General features: G+C 62.8%; 14 protein-coding genes. 7 read left to right on the top strand and 7 right to left on the bottom strand.

The features are described from left to right. The first annotated feature begins 46 nt into the window (after window positions 1-46). From ACJ8IN_RS20010 to ACJ8IN_RS19995, 4 genes are all read left to right on the top strand, one after another. Entirely contained in the window at window positions 47-1,531 is a 1,485-nt protein-coding gene (locus tag ACJ8IN_RS20010) for a sugar ABC transporter ATP-binding protein (RefSeq protein ID WP_308325663.1), read from the top strand. 15 nt (window positions 1,532-1,546) lie between these two features. Continuing rightward, window positions 1,547-2,587, top strand: a complete 1,041-nt coding sequence (locus tag ACJ8IN_RS20005) for an ABC transporter permease (protein ID WP_025160279.1) — start codon at window positions 1,547-1,549, stop codon at window positions 2,585-2,587. A gap of 65 nt (window positions 2,588-2,652) precedes the next feature. Then, complete coding sequence (locus ACJ8IN_RS20000) at window positions 2,653-3,573, top strand: sugar ABC transporter substrate-binding protein (protein WP_086579661.1); 921 nt, start codon at window positions 2,653-2,655, stop codon at window positions 3,571-3,573. Between the two features lie 139 nt (window positions 3,574-3,712). After that, window positions 3,713-4,477, top strand: coding sequence for an SDR family oxidoreductase (locus tag ACJ8IN_RS19995; RefSeq protein ID WP_308325664.1), 765 nt, complete (start codon window positions 3,713-3,715; stop codon window positions 4,475-4,477). A gap of 29 nt (window positions 4,478-4,506) precedes the next feature. Here ACJ8IN_RS19995 and lhgO read toward each other — a convergent pair whose 3' ends face one another. The 5 genes from lhgO to metQ all read right to left on the bottom strand — a co-directional run bounded on the left by lhgO (window position 4,507) and on the right by metQ (window position 10,417). Next, entirely contained in the window at window positions 4,507-5,697 is a 1,191-nt protein-coding gene (gene lhgO, locus ACJ8IN_RS19990) for an L-2-hydroxyglutarate oxidase (protein ID WP_033638128.1), read from the bottom strand. Beyond that, complete coding sequence (locus tag ACJ8IN_RS19985; RefSeq protein WP_033653838.1) at window positions 5,697-6,416, bottom strand: FadR/GntR family transcriptional regulator; 720 nt, start codon at window positions 6,414-6,416, stop codon at window positions 5,697-5,699. Before ACJ8IN_RS19985 ends, lhgO begins: the two co-directional genes overlap by 1 nt. Beyond that, window positions 6,413-8,368, bottom strand: a complete 1,956-nt coding sequence (locus ACJ8IN_RS19980; RefSeq protein ID WP_033646414.1) for a TRAP transporter permease — start codon at window positions 8,366-8,368, stop codon at window positions 6,413-6,415. Before ACJ8IN_RS19980 ends, ACJ8IN_RS19985 begins: the two co-directional genes overlap by 4 nt. Window positions 8,369-8,381: 13 nt before the next feature. Further along, window positions 8,382-9,416, bottom strand: a complete 1,035-nt coding sequence (locus tag ACJ8IN_RS19975; protein WP_308325665.1) for a TAXI family TRAP transporter solute-binding subunit — start codon at window positions 9,414-9,416, stop codon at window positions 8,382-8,384. Between the two features lie 185 nt (window positions 9,417-9,601). After that, window positions 9,602-10,417, bottom strand: coding sequence for a methionine ABC transporter substrate-binding lipoprotein MetQ (metQ, locus tag ACJ8IN_RS19970; RefSeq protein ID WP_033638132.1), 816 nt, complete (start codon window positions 10,415-10,417; stop codon window positions 9,602-9,604). A gap of 236 nt (window positions 10,418-10,653) precedes the next feature. On the opposite strand from metQ, the gene ACJ8IN_RS19965 reads away from it, so the two are divergent. Beyond that, window positions 10,654-11,172 carry a hypothetical protein gene (locus tag ACJ8IN_RS19965; RefSeq protein WP_033638133.1) on the top strand — a complete coding sequence of 173 codons (519 nt, stop codon included), beginning with the start codon at window positions 10,654-10,656 and terminating at the stop codon, window positions 11,170-11,172. 147 nt (window positions 11,173-11,319) lie between these two features. Then, window positions 11,320-11,745 carry a universal stress protein gene (locus ACJ8IN_RS19960; RefSeq protein WP_033638134.1) on the top strand — a complete coding sequence of 142 codons (426 nt, stop codon included), beginning with the start codon at window positions 11,320-11,322 and terminating at the stop codon, window positions 11,743-11,745. Window positions 11,746-11,788: 43 nt separating this feature from the next. Here the strand turns inward: ACJ8IN_RS19960 and ygjK are convergent, their stop codons facing one another. Together ygjK and ygjJ are read right to left on the bottom strand one after the other, a co-directional pair. Further along, entirely contained in the window at window positions 11,789-14,164 is a 2,376-nt protein-coding gene (gene ygjK, locus ACJ8IN_RS19955) for an alpha-glucosidase (RefSeq protein ID WP_308325666.1), read from the bottom strand. Between the two features lie 17 nt (window positions 14,165-14,181). Next, window positions 14,182-15,252 carry a protein YgjJ gene (gene ygjJ / locus ACJ8IN_RS19950; protein ID WP_047568003.1) on the bottom strand — a complete coding sequence of 357 codons (1,071 nt, stop codon included), beginning with the start codon at window positions 15,250-15,252 and terminating at the stop codon, window positions 14,182-14,184. A gap of 337 nt (window positions 15,253-15,589) precedes the next feature. Between ygjJ and ebgR the strand changes: the two genes are divergently transcribed. Continuing rightward, window positions 15,590-16,570 carry a transcriptional regulator EbgR gene (gene ebgR, locus ACJ8IN_RS19945; protein ID WP_033646411.1) on the top strand — a complete coding sequence of 327 codons (981 nt, stop codon included), beginning with the start codon at window positions 15,590-15,592 and terminating at the stop codon, window positions 16,568-16,570. Window positions 16,571-16,582 lie beyond the last annotated feature (12 nt).

The following is a 16,582-nucleotide window of genomic DNA, read 5'->3' as shown; positions in this document are numbered from 1 at the left end:
GGGGCGCGCGCGGCGGAAAACGTGGGTCAGTGCGGAGGTAAGCGGTATGTACCCTTATGTTCTTGAGGCCGAAGGCATCAGCAAGCAGTTCCCCGGCGTCAAAGCGCTGGATAAGGTCTCGATTAAAATCAAACCCGGCAGCGTGCACGCGCTGATGGGGGAAAACGGCGCGGGCAAATCGACGCTGATGAAATGCCTGATCGGCATCTACCACCCGGACGAAGGCTCGATCAAAATCAAAGGCCGGCCGGTCACCTTCAGCGACACGCTGCAGGCGCTGCATTCGGGCATTTCCATGATCCACCAGGAGCTGAACCTGGTGCCTTACATGACGGTGGCGGAAAACATCTGGCTGGGGCGCGAGCCGGCGCGGCTGGGGTTCGTCAACCACGAACAGCTGAACGAACAGACCCGCGAACTGCTGGCGCGGCTGAACATCAAACTGCAGCCGGACACGCTGGTGGGCGAGCTGAGCATCGCCAATCAGCAGATGGTGGAGATCGCCAAGGCGGTGTCCTACAACGCCGACGTGCTGATCATGGACGAACCGACCTCGGCGCTGACCGAAGGCGAAGTGGTGCACCTGTTCGCCATCATTCGCGAACTGCGCGAGCAGGGCAAAGGCATCATCTATATCAGCCACAAGATGGACGAGATCTTCGCCATTACCGACGAAGTGAGCATTTTCCGCGACGGCACCTTCATCGCCTGCGACAAAACCGAAAACCTGACCAAACAGTCGCTGATCACCATGATGGTGGGGCGCGAACTGACGCAGATGTTCCCCAAATTCAACAACAATATCGGCGAGGAAGTGCTGCGGGTGGTGGGGCTGCGCCGCAGCGGCTGGTTCCAGGATGTGTCGTTCAGCGTCAAGCGCGGCGAGATCCTCGGCGTCGCCGGGCTGGTGGGCGCCGGGCGCAGCGAAGTGATGGAAAGCCTGTTCGGCATGCACCCGGCGGACGGCGGCGAGGTCTTTATCGAAGGCCAGGTAGTGAAAGTGGACTCCCCGGCGAAGGCGATCGAGAGCGGGCTGGCGTTTCTCACCGAAGACCGCAAGAAATCCGGCCTGTTTCTGGTGCTGTCGGTGGTCGAGAACATGAGCATCGTCAACCTGTCGGAATACATCGGCAAGAACGGTTTCGTCAGCCACGTGCAGATGGCCAAAGACTGCATGGATCAGATTAAAAAGCTCAACATCAAAACGCCGACTATGGATCAGATCATCAATAACCTCAGCGGCGGCAACCAGCAGAAGGTGCTGATCGCGCGCTGGCTGCTGGCGCAGCCGAAAATCCTGATCCTCGACGAACCGACGCGCGGCATCGACGTGGGGGCGAAAGCGGAAATCTACCGCCTGATCAGCGAGCTGGCCAACCGCGGCGTCGCCATCATTCTGGTTTCCTCCGAGCTGCCGGAGATCCTCGGCATGAGCGACCGGGTGATGGTGATGCACGGCGGCCGCATCACCGGCATTTTGGACAAAGACGACGCGGACCAGGAGAAGATCCTGGCGCTGGCCTCAGAATAACGAAGGGTGAACATCATGAGTAACGTAAAGATTGAGAAGCCGCTCTCCGCCGATTCAACGGGCAAGGGAACGCTGTTCTCCGGGCTGAGCGGCAAAATGCCGAAGGATACCGGCATCTTCATCGTGATGATCGGCATCGCGCTGATCTTCGAAATCCTCGGCTGGTACATGCGCGATCAGTCGTTCCTGCTGAATCCGAACCGCCTGCTGTTGATCGTGCTGCAGGTGGCGATCATCGGCATCATTGCGGTGGGCGTCACCCAGGTGATCATCACCACCGGCATCGATCTCTCCTCCGGCTCGCTGATTGCGCTGACCGCGGTGGTGGCGGCCAGCCTGGCGCAGACCTCGGACAGCATCTCGCCGATGTACCCGGGGCTGCTCGATCTGCCGGCGGCGATCCCGATCGGCGCGGGGATTGGGGTGGGCATCGTCTGCGGTTTTATCAACGGCTTCCTGATCACCCGCACCGGCATTCCGCCGTTCATCGCTACGCTGGGGATGATGGTGTCGGCGCGCGGCCTGGCGCAGTACTACACCAAGGGCAACCCGGTCAGCTTCCTGTCTGACGGCTTCACGTCAATCGGCCAGGGCGCAATGCCGGTGATCATCTTCCTGGTGATCGCGGTGATCTTCCATATCGCGCTCAAGCATACCCGCTACGGCAAATACATCTACGCCATCGGCGGCAACATGACCTCGGCGCGGGTTTCCGGCATCAACGTCAACAAGTACCTGGTGACGGTTTACACCATCGCCGGCGGCCTGGCGGGGTTGGCGGGCGTGGTGCTGGCGGCGCGCGTCAGCAGCGGCCAGTCGAGCATGGGGATGTCGTATGAGCTGGACGCCATCGCCGCGGCGGTGATCGGCGGCAGCAGCCTGATGGGCGGCGTCGGGCGCATCACCGGCACGCTGATCGGCGCGGTGATCCTGGGCCTTATCAAAAGCGGCTTCACCTTTATCGGCGTCGACTCTTACATTCAGGACATCATCAAGGGCGTGATTATCGTCGCCGCCGTGTCGATCGACATGCGGCGCAACCGCAAAAAACACTGATTGCCGTGAATTGCCGCCGGTGCCAGGGTTGGCCGGCGGCGTTTTTTTTACCTGGGGGGCACATCATGAACTACCTGAAAGGGCTGTGGCTGGCGGTGGCGCTGTGCGCGTCTACCCCGGCATGGGCGCAAACCATCGGCGTGTCGATGGCCTATTTCGACCAGAACTTCCTCACCATCATCCGCCAGGCGATCGACAAGGAGGCCAAGGCGCGCGGCATCACCGTGCAGTTTGAGGACGCGCGCGGCGACGTCGGCCGCCAGACCGATCAGGTGCAGAGCTTTATCAGCGCCGGGGTGGACGCGATTATCGTCGATCCGGTCAACTCGGCCAGCACGCCGGTGATGACCAAAATGGTGCAGGCCGCCGGCGTGCCGCTGGTGTACGTGAACCGCACGCCGGGCGACGCCAAACTGCCGCAGGGCGTGGTGTTCGTCGGCTCCGACGAGCGGGAATCCGGCACGCTGCAGATGGAAGAGCTGGCGCGGCTGGCCGGCTATCAGGGCAACGTGGCGGTGATGATCGGCAACCTGACCGACGCCGGCGCGCTGCAGCGCACCAAAGACGTGGAGCAGGTGGTGAGCAAGTACCCGAAAATGAAGGTGGTGCAGAAGCAGAGCGCCAACTATTCACGCAGTGAAGGCATGGATCTGATGATGAACTGGCTGACCAACGGCGAAGCGATCGACATCGTCGCCGCCAACAACGACGAGATGGCGATCGGCGCAATCATGGCGCTGCAGCAGGCGGGCAAGGCGGACAGGAAAGTGCTGATCGGCGGCATCGACGCCACGCCGGACGGCCTCAAGGCGCTGGCCTCCGGCAAGATGCAGGTCACGGTGTTCCAGGACGCGGTCGGCCAGGGCAAAGCCTCGGTCGATGTGGCGCTGCGCATGATCAACGGGGAAAAACTCGAACCGTATTACTGGATCCCGTTCGAGCTGGTGACGCCGGCCACGATGCAGAAGTATGCGGCCAGGCCGTGAGTTAACCGTCAGATTCGCGTTGCCGGGGCGCTGCTTGCAGCGCCTTTTTTATTGGCGTCAGTTACATGTCCGCTTGCGGCCAGCGCGGTGCCGGATCTTGCTTCACACTGAGGATCTTTAAACCGTGTGAGGATGAGCGATGAACGCATTAAACGGCAAGGTGGCGGTGATCGGCGGCGCCAGTTCGGGGATCGGCAAAGCGGCGGCGCTGCTGTTCGCCCGCCAGGGCGCAGCGCTGGTGTTGGGCGCGCGGCGCGAGCCGCTGTTGGCGGAGCTGGTGGAGGACATTCGGCGCGAGGGCGGCCGGGCGCTTGCGGTGGCGGGCGACGTGCGCGACGAAGCCTTCGCCGAACGGCTGACGGCGACTGCGGTCGACGAATTCGGCGGGCTGGATATCGCCTTCAACAACGCCGGCACCTTGGGGCCGCTGGGGCCGTCGCTGGCGTTGAGTGCCTCAGAGTGGCGCGAGGTGCTGGAAACCAACCTGTCCAGCGCCTACTACGGCGCCAAATATCAAATCCCCGCCATGCTGGCGCGCGGCGCGGGCTCGGTGATTTTCACCTCCACCTTCGTCGGCCACACCGCGGCGTTTCCCGGCACGGCGGCCTATGCGGCCGGCAAGTCGGGGCTGATCGGCCTGACGCAGGCGCTGGCGGTGGAATTCGGCGGGCGCGGCATTCGGGTGAACGCGCTGCTGCCGGGCGGCACCGATACGGCAATGGGGCGGCAGATGAGCAATACCCCGGAGGCATTGGCGCAGGTGGCCGATCTGCACGCGCTGAAGCGGCTGGCGATGCCGGAGGAGATCGCGCATGCGGCGCTGTATCTGGCGTCCGACGCAGCTTCATTCGTCACCGGCACCGCGATGCTGGTGGACGGCGGCGTGTCCATCCAGCGCGGCTGAGGCCACGGGCGCCGTGGCCTCAACGGGCGTCAGAAAGCGGACAGGTGGCGGCGCACGATCTCGCGGCCGATCTCCAGCGAGGCGGTCGCTGCCGGAGAGGGGGCATTGCATACGTGCAGCGAGCGTTGGCCCTGCACGAAGTGGAAGTCGTCCACCAGCTTGCCGTCGGCGGTCAGCGCCTGGGCGCGCACGCCGGCCGGGCCGGGGCGAATATCCTGCTCCTGCAGCGCCGGGATCAGCCGACGGGCGTTCTCGGCAAAGCGGCGGCGCGACAGCGAACGGCGCATTTCCGCCAGCCCTTCGCCGAGGTAGTTGCCGGCGATTTTCCAAAAGCCGCGATAGCCGAGCACCTCGCTCAGATCGCGCAGGCTGAAGTCGCATTTGCGGTAGCCTTCGCGTTTGAAGGCCAGCACCGCATTGGGGCCGACGTCGCGCTTGCCGTTATACATACGGGTAAAATGCACGCCGAGGAAAGGGAAATCCGGGTTGGGCACCGGGTAGATCAGATGGTTGACCAGGTGGTTTTTCGCGTCGTCCAGCACATAGTATTCACCGCGGAACGGCACGATCTTCATGCCGGTTTCGTAACCGGCCAGTTTGGCGATGCGATCGCTGAACAGCCCCGCGCAGTTGATCAGCAGTTTTCCCTCGAAGGTGTCGCCGGCGGCGGTGACGGTGACGCCGCCGGCGTGTTCGCGGATGGCCTCAACCTGATGGCCGTAGGCGATCTCGCCGCCGCGCCGCACGATGATCTCCGCCAGCTTGGCGGCCACCTCCGCGTAGTTGACGATACCGGCGTCGGGCACCAGCAGCGCTTCAAGGCCATTGACGTGCGGTTCGCGCTCCCGCAGCTGCGCCTGCGACAGCCGGGTGACCTGCAGGCCGTTTTGCAGACCGCGCTGATAGATGTTCTCCAGCCGATCCAGTTCGTTTAGCTGGGTGGCGACAATCACCTTGCCGCATTGGTCGTGATACAGGTCGTGTTCGCGGCAGAAGGCGAACATGCTGCGGTTGCCCTGTTTTGCCAACTGCGCTTTCAGGCTGCCGGGCGTGTAGTAGATGCCGGAATGCACCACGTTGCTGTTGTGGCCGCTTTGGTGCGCCGCCGGGCCGCGCTCTTTTTCCAGGATCAGAATGCGCCGCTGCGGATCCGCTTCCTGCAGCGCATTCACCACGCCGAGCCCCACCAGGCCGGCACCAATAACGATCGCGTCGTACATCACGGCTCTTGCTCCTCGTTTTCCAGGCGGCGTAATTTGCCACGTACGTTGTTCAGATGGCTTTGCATGGCGGCGGTGGCCGCCGCCGCATCGCCGTCGCGAATGGCGATAAATACCCGCTCATGTTCGTCGATCACCCGCTGGCGCTCGGCCTGCCGCCCTAGGTTTTTGCTGAGCGAGTACACCAGCACCCCCAGATACAGCTCGTGCATGTTATCGAGGATCTGCACGAAAAAGGGGTTATGCGAAGCCTGCATGATGGCGCGGTGGAACAGGTAGTCCTGCCGATAGCCGATCTGGCCGTCGTTGAGCGTACAGTCACGAAAGGCGAGGTGCGCCTGTTCGATCGCCTGCAACTCCTGTTCGGTGCGGCGCTCGGCGGCCATGCGCGCCGCCTGCTGTTCCATGACTTCGCGCATTTCCAGCAGCGCTTCCACCTCGCAGCGGTCGGCTACCTCCATCACCAGCGGTTCGTATTTGCTCAGCAGCGAATGCTGTTCCACCCGGTGGCCGCCGCCCTGGCGTGAGGAGATGATGCCGCTGACCTCCAGCACGCCGAGCGCCTCGCGCACCGGCACCCGGCTGACGCCGAACGCGTCCGCCAACACGTTTTCCGACGGCAGCTTCTCGCCGACCGGAAAGGTGCCGTCGTTGATGCCGGCTTTCAGCTGCGCCAGCACCTGATGAGAGGCTTTCTGGCGCGTGACCTTGCGGATCATGACGCGCCTCCCGGCAGCGCGGCGCGCTGTTTATAGCGCAGCAGGTGCATGGCGGCGGCGGCGGCGATCAGGGCCGCGCCGCCCAGATCGGTCATCAGGCCCGGTTTGATCAGTAAAATCGCCGCCGCGGTAAACAGCACCCGCTCCAGCCAGTGGGTCTTCATCAGCCAGAAATTGGCGCTGGCGATCGACAGGGCGTAGATCCCCACCAGCGCGCTGATCACCATATGCAGCACCGACAGCGGGTTGAGATCGTCGCCCTGCATCAACAGCATCGGGTTGTAGACCAGAATGAACGGGATGATAAAGCCCGGCAGCGCCAGGCGCACCGCGTCCCACGAGGTTTGCATCGGATCGGCGCGGGCGATGCTGGCGGCGGTGTAGCTGGCCAGCGCCACCGGCGGCGTGATGTTGGACAACGCGCCGAACCAGAACACGAAGAAATGCGCCGCCAGCGGCAGCACGCCGGCTTTGATCAGGATCGGCGACACGGTCACCGCCACCACGATGTAGAGCGCGGTGGAGGGTAGCCCCATGCTGAGCACGATGCACACCAGCATCACCACCAGCAGGATCATCCACAGGGTGTTGTCGGTCATGGCGACGATGTTGAACGCCAGCGTGGAGCCGATGCCGGTCATGGTCACCACGCAGATGATCACGCCGATGGCGGCGCAGGCGATGGTGACCTGGATCGAGCCGCGCGCCGCGTCGTTCAGGGCCAGCGCGATTTTTTTCGGCGTCATGCGCACCGAGCTGTCGGGGGTGAGCCAGCTGGCGACGATGATGGCAATGATGCCGAGGAAGCCGGCATAGATTGGCGTTTTGCCCAGCAGCAGCGTGCCGATGACGATGACGAGCGGCAGCAGCAACAGCCCGCGCGCCTTCAGCACCGCGCGCACCTGAGGAATGTTCTCCTTGTTGATGCCCTTCAGGCCCTGTTTCTTGGCCTCCAGGTCGATAGCCATGATCAGCGCGGCGTAATAGAGCAGCGCCGGCACGATGGCGGCGATGACGATGGTGGTGTATGAGATGCCGAGGAAGCCGGCCATGATAAACGCCGCCGCGCCCATGATGGGGGGCATGATCATGCCGCCGGTGGAGGCGGTGGCTTCCACGGCGCCGGCGAAGCGGGACGACAGCCCGATGCTTTTCATCAGCGGAATGGTGAAGGTGCCGGTGGTGGCGACGTTGGCCACCGCGCTGCCGCTCAATGAGCCGGTCAGTGCCGACGAGATCACCGCCACCTGGGCCGGGCCGCCGCGGCGGCGTCCGGCGGCGGCCAGCGCCAGATCGTTGAACAGCGCGGTTGCGCCGCTGACGCTGAGAAAGGCGCCGAACAGAATAAACACCACGATGGCGGTGGAGGCGGTGGACAGGGTGATGCCGAAAATCCCCTCGCTGGTCATGAACAGCCGATACAGCAGGCGTTCCACCGAGAAGCCCCCGTGGCCGAAGATGCCCATGAAGTACTGCCCGAACAGCGCATAGAGGATGGCGAAAGTCGCCAGTCCGGGGATGAAATAGCCGGTGGTGCGCCGCGCGGCTTCGAACAGCACGCCGATACCGATCGCCGCCATCACATAGTCGGTGGCGTTGGGGATGCTCTTGCGCACCACGTGCAGATCGACGTAGTTAACGTAGAAATAGCCGTAGCTGACCAGCGTCAGGATGATGAACAGATAGTCCCAGCGGTTGAAGCTGCGGGTGGCGTGTCGGGCCGAGAAAGGGAACAGGATAAAGCCCAGGATCAGAATGCCGCTCAGGAACGTGGTGTTGCGGTAGAACTCCTGCGTGTTGGACAGCGCGTTGGCGTAGATGGCATAGGCGGAAATGGCGATCGCCAGGACGGTTGCCAGCTGCAAATAGATGCCGCTCAGCGGCCGGTTGCCGGCGCCGGCTTCCTTGTCCAGATCGACGGCGGGCTGCGGTGAAGAAGGGTGAGTGCTCATACGTCCTCCTGGGTTAGGGGTTGGCGGCCAGCGCGGCGGCTTCCGGCGGGATCAGATAATCGGGTATCTCGACGCCGGCTTCGCGGTAGTAGCGATAGGCGCCGAGGTGCAGCGGCACGGAAACGCCTTTCAGCGCATTCTCCAGCGAGATGTATTTGGCCGAGCTGTGCACCTGGTGCACTTCCGGCAGGTTCTCGAACATCGTTTTGGTCAGGTCGTACACCAGCTTTTCATCGAGCCGGCTGAGGGCCACCAGAATATTGGGCTGCGCGATGGTGGCGACCGCTTTGGGCTGGCGGGGGTAGGTCTCCGCCTTGATGTCGAAGCGGAACCAGGAGTTGGCGATGGCGTTGATGCTGGCCAGCTGTTCGTCGGTGACTTCCAGGATGCGTGCCGGCACGCCGCTGGCATACATGTCGGTGACGGCGGCGGCCGGCACCCCGGCGGGCAGGGCGCCGCCGTCCAGGCGCCCGTCGCGCATCGCGGAAACCGTGTCGCCGTAGCCGAGGTATTCCGCCGACAGCGACTTCTTGGTCAGGTTGACGCCCTGTAGGATGATCATCGTCGACTGTTCGGTGCCGCTGGCCTGCGGCCCGACGGAAAAGCGCGTGCCGGCGATATCGTTCAGCGTGCCGTCTTTGACCCGGCTTTCCAGCATTACGAAGTGTTCGACGTTGGGCCACAGCATGGAGATGGAGCGCAGATCGCCGTAGGCGCGGCCGTCGAAGTTGCGCACGCCCTGATAGGCTTCGACGGCGATCAGGCTCTGCAAAATCGCCAGCTGCGCCTCGTCTTTTTGCAGCAGGTCGATATTCTCGATCGAACCGTCGGAGGATTGGCCGGTGACCTGTATCCCCTGGCGTTTCAGCCGGTTGCTCCAGACGTTGGCCAACCCGACGCCCATCGGGTAGTAGGTGCCGCCGGTGGAGGCGGTGGCGACGGAGAGGAAGGTTTTATCGGCGTTCTCCGCTTTACCGGCGATGGCCAGCAACGCGGCGCCGACCACGGCGCAGGTAACAAGCAACGCTTTGATTTTTCTATTTTTCATTATTTTCCCCAGCGGTTTTTTGAAACAAATAGAAAACATTTACGCAAACTTGTATACAACATGGCAGCTTTATTCACCTAAAGCGCCATGCTTGATTTGTGATCTGAGTGGGCGAAAATTGAACGGCGCGGCGGAGGGCGGAAATGAAAAACCCGTGGCGGGCGCCACGGGCATGCGGGGGAGGGTTACCAGCCTTTGACGGCGTCGCCCTTGTAGATGTCGGCGGCGCTGGCCGCCACTTCGTCGGTCTGATAGGCCTTGACCAGATCCTTCACTTTCTCGCTGTCTTTGTTGTCGATGCGGCTGGCGAAGATGTTGACGTACGGCGAGTTTTTGTCTTCGACAAACAGCCCGTCCTTGGCCGGCGACAGGCCGATCTGGCTGGAATAGTTGGTGTTGATGATCGCCAGCGTCACTTTCTGATCGTCCAGCGCGCGCGGCAGCTGCGGCGCTTCAATCTCGACGATCTTCAGCTTTTTCGGGTTGCCGACGATGTCCAGCGCGGTCGGCAGCAGGCCGACGCCGTCTTTCAGGGTGATCAGCCCCTGTTTTTGCAACAGCAGCAGCGAGCGGCCCAGATTGGTCGGATCGTTCGGCACCGCCACCTGCGCGCCGTCCGGCAGCTGGCTGAGTGCGGTTATCTTCTTCGAATAGCCGGCGATCGGGTAGACGAAGGTGTTGCCTACAGCCGCCAGCTTGTAGCCGCGTTCCTGCATCTGCTTGTCGAGATACGGCTTGTGCTGGAAGGCGTTGACGTCCAGATCGCCGTTATTCAGCGCTTCGTTTGGCAGCACGTAGTCGTTGAAGGTCACCACCTCCACGTCCAGATCGTATTTCTGCTTGGCGACCTTTTGCACCACCGCCCACAGCGACTGATCGATGCCGGCGCTGATGCCGACCTTGATGTGGTGATCGTCCTGTGCCGTCGGGCCACAGGCGGTCAGCAGCAGTGTGCCGGCGGCGGCCAGCGCCAGGGTGAGGTTTTTCAGCGTAAATGTCATTTTCCCAGGGTCCTTGTCAACATTGCCTGCTAATTTTGGCGGACAGAATAGTGGCAGTGACTGTAGGTGAGCGTCGGGATAAAACAAAATACTGATTCACTATGACTCATAGCGATTAGCTATGAGCGGCCGCCGCCTGGCGCGGTGCGGATTGTTTTGACGGCGAATCGGCGGGCTTATTATGATAGCCGTTGGCCCGCGAGGGCAGACTGGGTACTGAAACGAAGGAAAAAACAATGCGATTGAACACTTGGAGCAAGGCGCTGCTGCCGCTGGTGGTGTTGGCCTGCGTCTCGGCGACTCAGGTTCGGGCGGCGGAGAGCGATACCGGGCCGATCCCCAAACAGCTGCTGGGCAACTGGCGCGTCAGTAAAATTGTGCCGACTCAGACCACCGGCTGCTGGGATCAACAGCAGGCGCAGAGCCTGATCGGCGGTAAAATCAGCTATAAGGCGGATGCATTCAGCTGGAACGGCACGGCGCTGAAAAGCGAAGGCGCCACCGTCAGCACCGTAGAAGCGCAGGAGTTCGTCGAGGACAATTCCGGCAGCAGTTCCTACATCGATTTCCCGATGCTGGGCATCAGCACGCCGTCGGTCGAGCGCGTGGCCATTCAGCACGCGGATACCGTCATCAAAGGCATCACCGATCAGGGCACCGATGGGGTGCCCGGCGATAACGTGCTGGTGAAAGACGCCAACACGCTGATCCTGTCGCTGTGCAACGTCTGGTTTGAGGCGCAGCGCGAAAAGTAACCTCTCCCTTCCGCCCCGGCAACGGGGCTTTCCCGCCGTTATCTCTCCCGCCGCGCGCGCCGTTTCTGAACTAAAATTAACCATAACGATATGACTCTGACGTGATATCGGAGCCTCGGCTCTACCGAGTCCATGACAGGAGGCGCTATGTGTTACCACCATATTGTCATTGCCACCGATCTGAGCGATGACGGCAAACGATTGGTCGAAAAGGGGGCGCTGTTAGCGGAGGCGCTGAAGGCCAAACTCTCGCTGATCTATGTGGACGTTCACTACGACACCTACCACGCGGCGATCGGCTTTTCGGAGCACAGCTATGAGGGCGCGTCGTTCGAAGAGAAGATCCGCAAAGAGCTGGAACCCACTACGCAAAACGTCAATTACCCGATCGCGGAGGTGATTATCGGGCGCGGCGGCTTTGTTGACGAACTGCGCACGGCAGTGGTGGACAAGAATATCGATCTGCTGGTGTTCGGCCACCACCACGATTTGTGGAGCAACCTGTTTTCTTCCACCCGCAACGCCATCAACCAGCTGAATATCGACGTGCTGGTGATCCCGATCCGCTCATAAACGCGGGCCACCGCCGGGCAACGATGGCGGTGGCCGCTGCGGCTTATTGCGTGAAGAAGTCGTTATACAGCATGTACAGGTGTGCCGCGCTCCAGGAGAAGTTCGGCGCGCCTTGTTGCTTGCCGGTGAGCGGGTTGTAGTTCTCGCGGATCGGCCCGTCGGCGACCAGGCCGTCGGCGTGGCGGAAGAAAGCCTGCGCCATCGCCACCGCATCGTCGCGATAGCCGTAGCGTTCCATGCCCTTGAGGCCGAAATACAACTGATCGACCCACACGCGGCCGCGCCAGTAGATGTCCGCGCCGAACGCCGGATTGGTCAGCGCCGCGGTACCGAGCGGCACGTAGGTATTGAACTCGCGCGGATCCTTCATCACCCTGACCACCGCATCGGCGTGCGGCTGGCTGGCGGCACCGTTGAACAGCGGCGACCAGCCTTCCGGCCCTTTGCCGCGTTCGACGATCGGTTTGCCGGCGCAGCCGTTGGCCAATGGCCGGCTTTCGATGCGGATGTCATAGAAGAAACCGCTGTGCTTGTCGAACATGCAGGTGTTGATGTAGGCCGCCAGCCGGTCGGCTTTGGCGCGGAAGGCGGCGGCCTCGGCGCCGTGGCCCAGAATATCGGCCATCTCCGCCAGATAGCGGTTGTCGCTGTACATGTAGCTGGCCTGATCCACCGACTCCTGCAGCAGCGAGTAGCCGAGCAGCGTGCCGTCCGGCGCGCGGTTTTCGGCGAATTTCACCTGCCAGTCTTCGCGTTTGCCGCCCTGCGCCAAGTAGCGCGCCAATTGATCCGGATCGATAAAGCCGAATACCGCCGCATCGTCGCGGCCCGACTCCCAGGAGGCGGCGGTCTGCGCCGGGATCTCGATGCTGTCGTACTGCCCCTCGCGCACGATGCGATCGTAATTGTCGAGGCCGGCCAGCGTTTGCTCGCGCTGCCCGCGCTTGACGGTGAACAACATGCGTCCGTCGGGGGTATTGTGCGCTTTGTCGCGGGTGGCGCCGTACTCCGGCACGCCGTTGCCGTTGTGGTCACGGTTGCGCAGCCACCAGTCATGGTAGGCCACCAGCTTCGGGTACATCTCCGCCAGCCAGCCCTTATCGCCGGTGACGCGATACACCTCCATCACCGCCCAGGCCGCCAGGCTCGGCTTGGTGTTGCGCTCGTTCCAGTTGCCGCCGTCGCCGCCGCGCTCCGGGCTGGGGTTGTAGGCGATAAGGTCGGGCAGGAAACCGGCGTCCCACGGGCGCAGGGCATCGCCCGGCCGGATCTGAAAGGCGAACACCGCGCGGATGTTGTCCTTGGCCACGTCCGGGTTGAAGTGTGCCATGGCGTAGGCCTGTTTCCAGGTGTCCCACGGCCAGGTCTGGTTGCCGGAGAACCAGCGTCCGGTCACCGACGGGGTGACCGAGTCGAACTTCATCGCCCCGGCGGCGCCGCGCCAGTTGCCGTTGAGCGTTTCCATCGCTTTGACCGCCACGCGGGTTTGTTCCGCCGTGGCGTGCGGGTTGCTGAGCCCTGTGGCGAGATAGCGTTCCCAACGCTGGGCCGACGCGGCCATATAGCGCTGCGGGTGAGCGAGGATGTCGGCGATGGCGCGTTGTTCGCGCCGCGCTTCTTCGGCGGTAAGCAGGTGCGAGTAGGTGGTGTACAGGGTGGTGGAGCCGGCGATGCGCGCCGTGGCGCGGAAGCGATGGCCGTCGACCGTGGTGCGCTGCGGCAGCGATTTGTGGATCTGATACTCGGACTGGCCGGAAGTCATCAGCTGCGACGGTGCGCGCACTTTGCCGAAGGTGACGCGCAGGCCGTCAGCCGTTGGCACAATGCGGCGGGTATAGTCCGGGAACGCCTGCTCGAGGGTTGCCGGCGGCTGCGGTTTTTGCTCTTTGGCCGCGTAGCGCTCCAGCAATTCACCGTCCCACACCAGCTCCAGCGGCGTGTCGGTCAGGATTTGGGTTTCCAGCAGCGAGGTGCGCGCGCCAGCGAAGCGCAGCGTCAGGTTGACGGTCACGCCCGGCGCGCTGAGCCGCTGCACCAGCGCGCCGGGCAGGCTGTAGGCCGTCATGGTGAAATGCACCGGCTTACCGTCTCGATAGACGCTGAGCCGATCGAAATTGTTGGCCATAAAGTTGATGTACTCTTCGGTCAGCAGCGCCGGGCCGGGGAAACCGCCCATGCCCTCCGGCCCGCTCGGCAACAGGTGGCCGTGCCAGGCGCCGAGATCGAAGAACGGATTGAAGCGCTGGTGATCGTCGAAATCATAATCGAGCATAAAGTGCGGCGCGCCGCGGCGGTCGATGACGTTTTTATAGCGCTCGGCCAACGGGGCGTCGGCGTCGGGCGTTTTCGGCGCGCAGCCCGTCAGCGTCAGCGCGAGGGTGAGGGCAGTGGCCAGCGGGGTCAGGGGAGTCATGTTCATCGTAGGAGCCTCAACGGTTACCAATAGAAATATTGCATCAGGAACACCGAGTTGCTGGCGCCGGTGCTGTCGTTGCGCATGAAGAATTTGCTGTCCAGCGCGGTGGCCAGCTTGCCGCCGGCGTATTCATACCAGACGCCGAACTGGGCGTATGAGGTGGCGGTATCCGCCGCATTATCAAACCGGTGGCGGGCGTAGCTGTAGGCGGTGGAGAGATACAGCCCTTTGGCGGTTTCCGTCATCGCGCTGAGCATCAGGCCCGATTCGCTGCCGGGATGGCCGCCGCTGTCGCCTTTGCCGGTGTGGTGCCAGACGCGGCCGGCCAGGTGTTGGCCGCGCAGCCCCAGCAAAAACAGCTGCCCCAGGCCGTCGGTCACTTCCAGGCCGTTCAGCAGCGTCAGATTGTCCTGCAGGTCGTACTGGGTGTAGCCGTTGATCATCGCCCGATAGGTGTACTTGTCGGAATAGCGATCGTATTTGCCGAAGTGCAGCAGCGCCTTGCTCTCGTCAATGCGGCTTTCCGGCGCCGCCGTCACGCTGTAGCGAAAGCGCCCGGTCAGGTTTTGCAGCTTGGCGGCGTAGCTGAGATCGCGGGTGTTGGGGATCACGTAGCCGTATTCCGGCGTGAAGTCGCCCCACCATTGCAGGTCGTCGAGCGACGAGTCGTTGCGCACGCTGAGCATCATCTCGGTGCCGTCGTCGGTGCGGTAACCGCCGTAAAAGCGGTTCAACCCGCCCTCGAAGCCGCCCCAGCCATGGCCCGGCGTCCAGGCGTGGCCCTGGCTGTCCGCCTGCACGGTCCAGCCTTCGCCGTAAATCAGGCCGAACCAGTGGCCCCGTTTGATCTCCAGGCCGCCTTCGATATAGGTGCCGTCGCTGTATTTATGTTGATGTTCGCCGTTCAAATAGACGCTGCCGCCGATGCCGAGCTCGCCGTAAAAACGCAGGGCGGTCGCGGCGCTATCGGGTAGCGGCGGCGGTGGGAGCTGATTGCGCTCCGCCGGGGTCACCGGTTCCTGCGCCGCCCAGGCGGGCGCGTTAACGAGCAGCAACAAGGGCAACAGGGCGTGATGGCTTAGTGGTTTCATGGGGCATAGGCCTGATGTTGGATGGATCGGAACGTCAGCCGAGCGGCGGCTCACGCGAGGTCGCTCCCGGCTCCCTGGGAGAAGAGAAAAAGTCCGCCTTCACGGGGCGGTAAACGGCAGGTATATTAGTAAAATTTTTAGTAAAAAATATGCTTTAATCAGTAAATCGTTAACTTGATCACAGCGGGCGAAATGGGTATCTTTCGCTGCAGGCGCCCGGCAACGGCTGGCATGAGCGTGTTCTGGCCCGGTCTGGGAAGGAGAGGAGGCGGGCGGCGCTGTACGCCGCATCGCTATCCGATTAAGCTACCGTTTTTCGTCTGTGCATTGGGACTCTATGGCCACACTGAAGGAAATTGCTGAAGCCGCTAATGTGTCCGTCGCCACCGTTTCGCGCGTGTTGAATGACGACCCCACCCTGAGCGTGAAGGCGCAAACCCGCCAGAAGATCCTGGAAGCGGCGGAACGCCTCGAATACAAGATCGCGCCTTCCAAACGGCAAAGCGGGCAACGCCTGCATTTCGCCGCGCTGTTCACCTATACGCAGGGCGTGGAGATCAACGATCCCTATTACCTGGCGATGCGCTACGGCATCGAGACGCAGTGCGAAAAGCTGGGCGTCGCGCTGAGCGCCGGTTACGACTTCAACGGCGACAAGGCGCTGCCGGCGGCCGACGGCCTGCTGGTGATCGGCCGGCCACAGCCCGCGCTGTATGAGCAGCTCAGGCAGCAGGAAACGCCGGTGGTGTTCATCGACGGCGTGGTGGAGGATGAGCGGTTCGACTGCGTCAATGTCGACCTGTACAAGATCAGCCGCAAGGTGATCGACTACTTCATCGGCCGCGGCTATCAGCGCATCGGCTTTATCGGCGGGCGCGACCATCCGGCCGGCATCGACCAGCGCGAGCAGGCATTCGTCGAGTATGGCCGGCAGCAAAATGTGGTGCGAGCGCAGGACATTTACCACGGCGATTTCAGCAGCCAGTCGGGCTACCAGTGCGCGAAAGCGATGTTGCAGAGCCAGAATGGCTATCCGCCGGCGCTGCTGGTGGCGACCGATTCGATCGCGATCGGCGTGCTGCGCGCGCTGCACGAACACGGCATTCAGGTGCCGGGGCAGATCGCGCTGATCAGCGTCAACGATATTCCCACCGCCCGCTTTATTTTCCCCGCCTTGTCCACGGTGCGCATCCCTTCGGAAACCATGGGCGCACAGGCCGTCAACCTGCTGACGGAGCGGCTGCGCGATGAGCGCGCCGTCCCGCTGTCGATCTTCGTTCCCAGCTCGCTGCAGCTGCGCGACACCACCGTCGCCTGACCGGCCCCCGCC

It is taken from the genome of Serratia sp. CY31944 (assembly GCF_052169175.1).
In the GTDB taxonomy this organism is placed as follows: Bacteria; Pseudomonadota; Gammaproteobacteria; order Enterobacterales; family Enterobacteriaceae; genus Serratia; species Serratia sarumanii.
This window is presented reverse-complemented; position numbering and strand designations above follow the sequence as displayed.

What these genes read in the sequence shown, in the direction of transcription:
- ACJ8IN_RS20010 (WP_308325663.1), top strand. Translation starts at nt 47, where the DNA reads ATGTACCCTTATGTTCTTGAGGCCGAAGGCATCAGCAAGCAGTTCCCC.
- ACJ8IN_RS20005 (WP_025160279.1), top strand. Translation starts at nt 1,547, where the DNA reads ATGAGTAACGTAAAGATTGAGAAGCCGCTCTCCGCCGATTCAACGGGC.
- ACJ8IN_RS20000 (WP_086579661.1), top strand. Translation starts at nt 2,653, where the DNA reads ATGAACTACCTGAAAGGGCTGTGGCTGGCGGTGGCGCTGTGCGCGTCT.
- ACJ8IN_RS19995 (WP_308325664.1), top strand. Translation starts at nt 3,713, where the DNA reads ATGAACGCATTAAACGGCAAGGTGGCGGTGATCGGCGGCGCCAGTTCG.
- lhgO (WP_033638128.1), bottom strand. Translation starts at nt 5,697, where the DNA reads ATGTACGACGCGATCGTTATTGGTGCCGGCCTGGTGGGGCTCGGCGTG.
- ACJ8IN_RS19985 (WP_033653838.1), bottom strand. Translation starts at nt 6,416, where the DNA reads ATGATCCGCAAGGTCACGCGCCAGAAAGCCTCTCATCAGGTGCTGGCG.
- ACJ8IN_RS19980 (WP_033646414.1), bottom strand. Translation starts at nt 8,368, where the DNA reads ATGAGCACTCACCCTTCTTCACCGCAGCCCGCCGTCGATCTGGACAAG.
- ACJ8IN_RS19975 (WP_308325665.1), bottom strand. Translation starts at nt 9,416, where the DNA reads ATGAAAAATAGAAAAATCAAAGCGTTGCTTGTTACCTGCGCCGTGGTC.
- metQ (WP_033638132.1), bottom strand. Translation starts at nt 10,417, where the DNA reads ATGACATTTACGCTGAAAAACCTCACCCTGGCGCTGGCCGCCGCCGGC.
- ACJ8IN_RS19965 (WP_033638133.1), top strand. Translation starts at nt 10,654, where the DNA reads ATGCGATTGAACACTTGGAGCAAGGCGCTGCTGCCGCTGGTGGTGTTG.
- ACJ8IN_RS19960 (WP_033638134.1), top strand. Translation starts at nt 11,320, where the DNA reads ATGTGTTACCACCATATTGTCATTGCCACCGATCTGAGCGATGACGGC.
- ygjK (WP_308325666.1), bottom strand. Translation starts at nt 14,164, where the DNA reads ATGAACATGACTCCCCTGACCCCGCTGGCCACTGCCCTCACCCTCGCG.
- ygjJ (WP_047568003.1), bottom strand. Translation starts at nt 15,252, where the DNA reads ATGAAACCACTAAGCCATCACGCCCTGTTGCCCTTGTTGCTGCTCGTT.
- ebgR (WP_033646411.1), top strand. Translation starts at nt 15,590, where the DNA reads ATGGCCACACTGAAGGAAATTGCTGAAGCCGCTAATGTGTCCGTCGCC.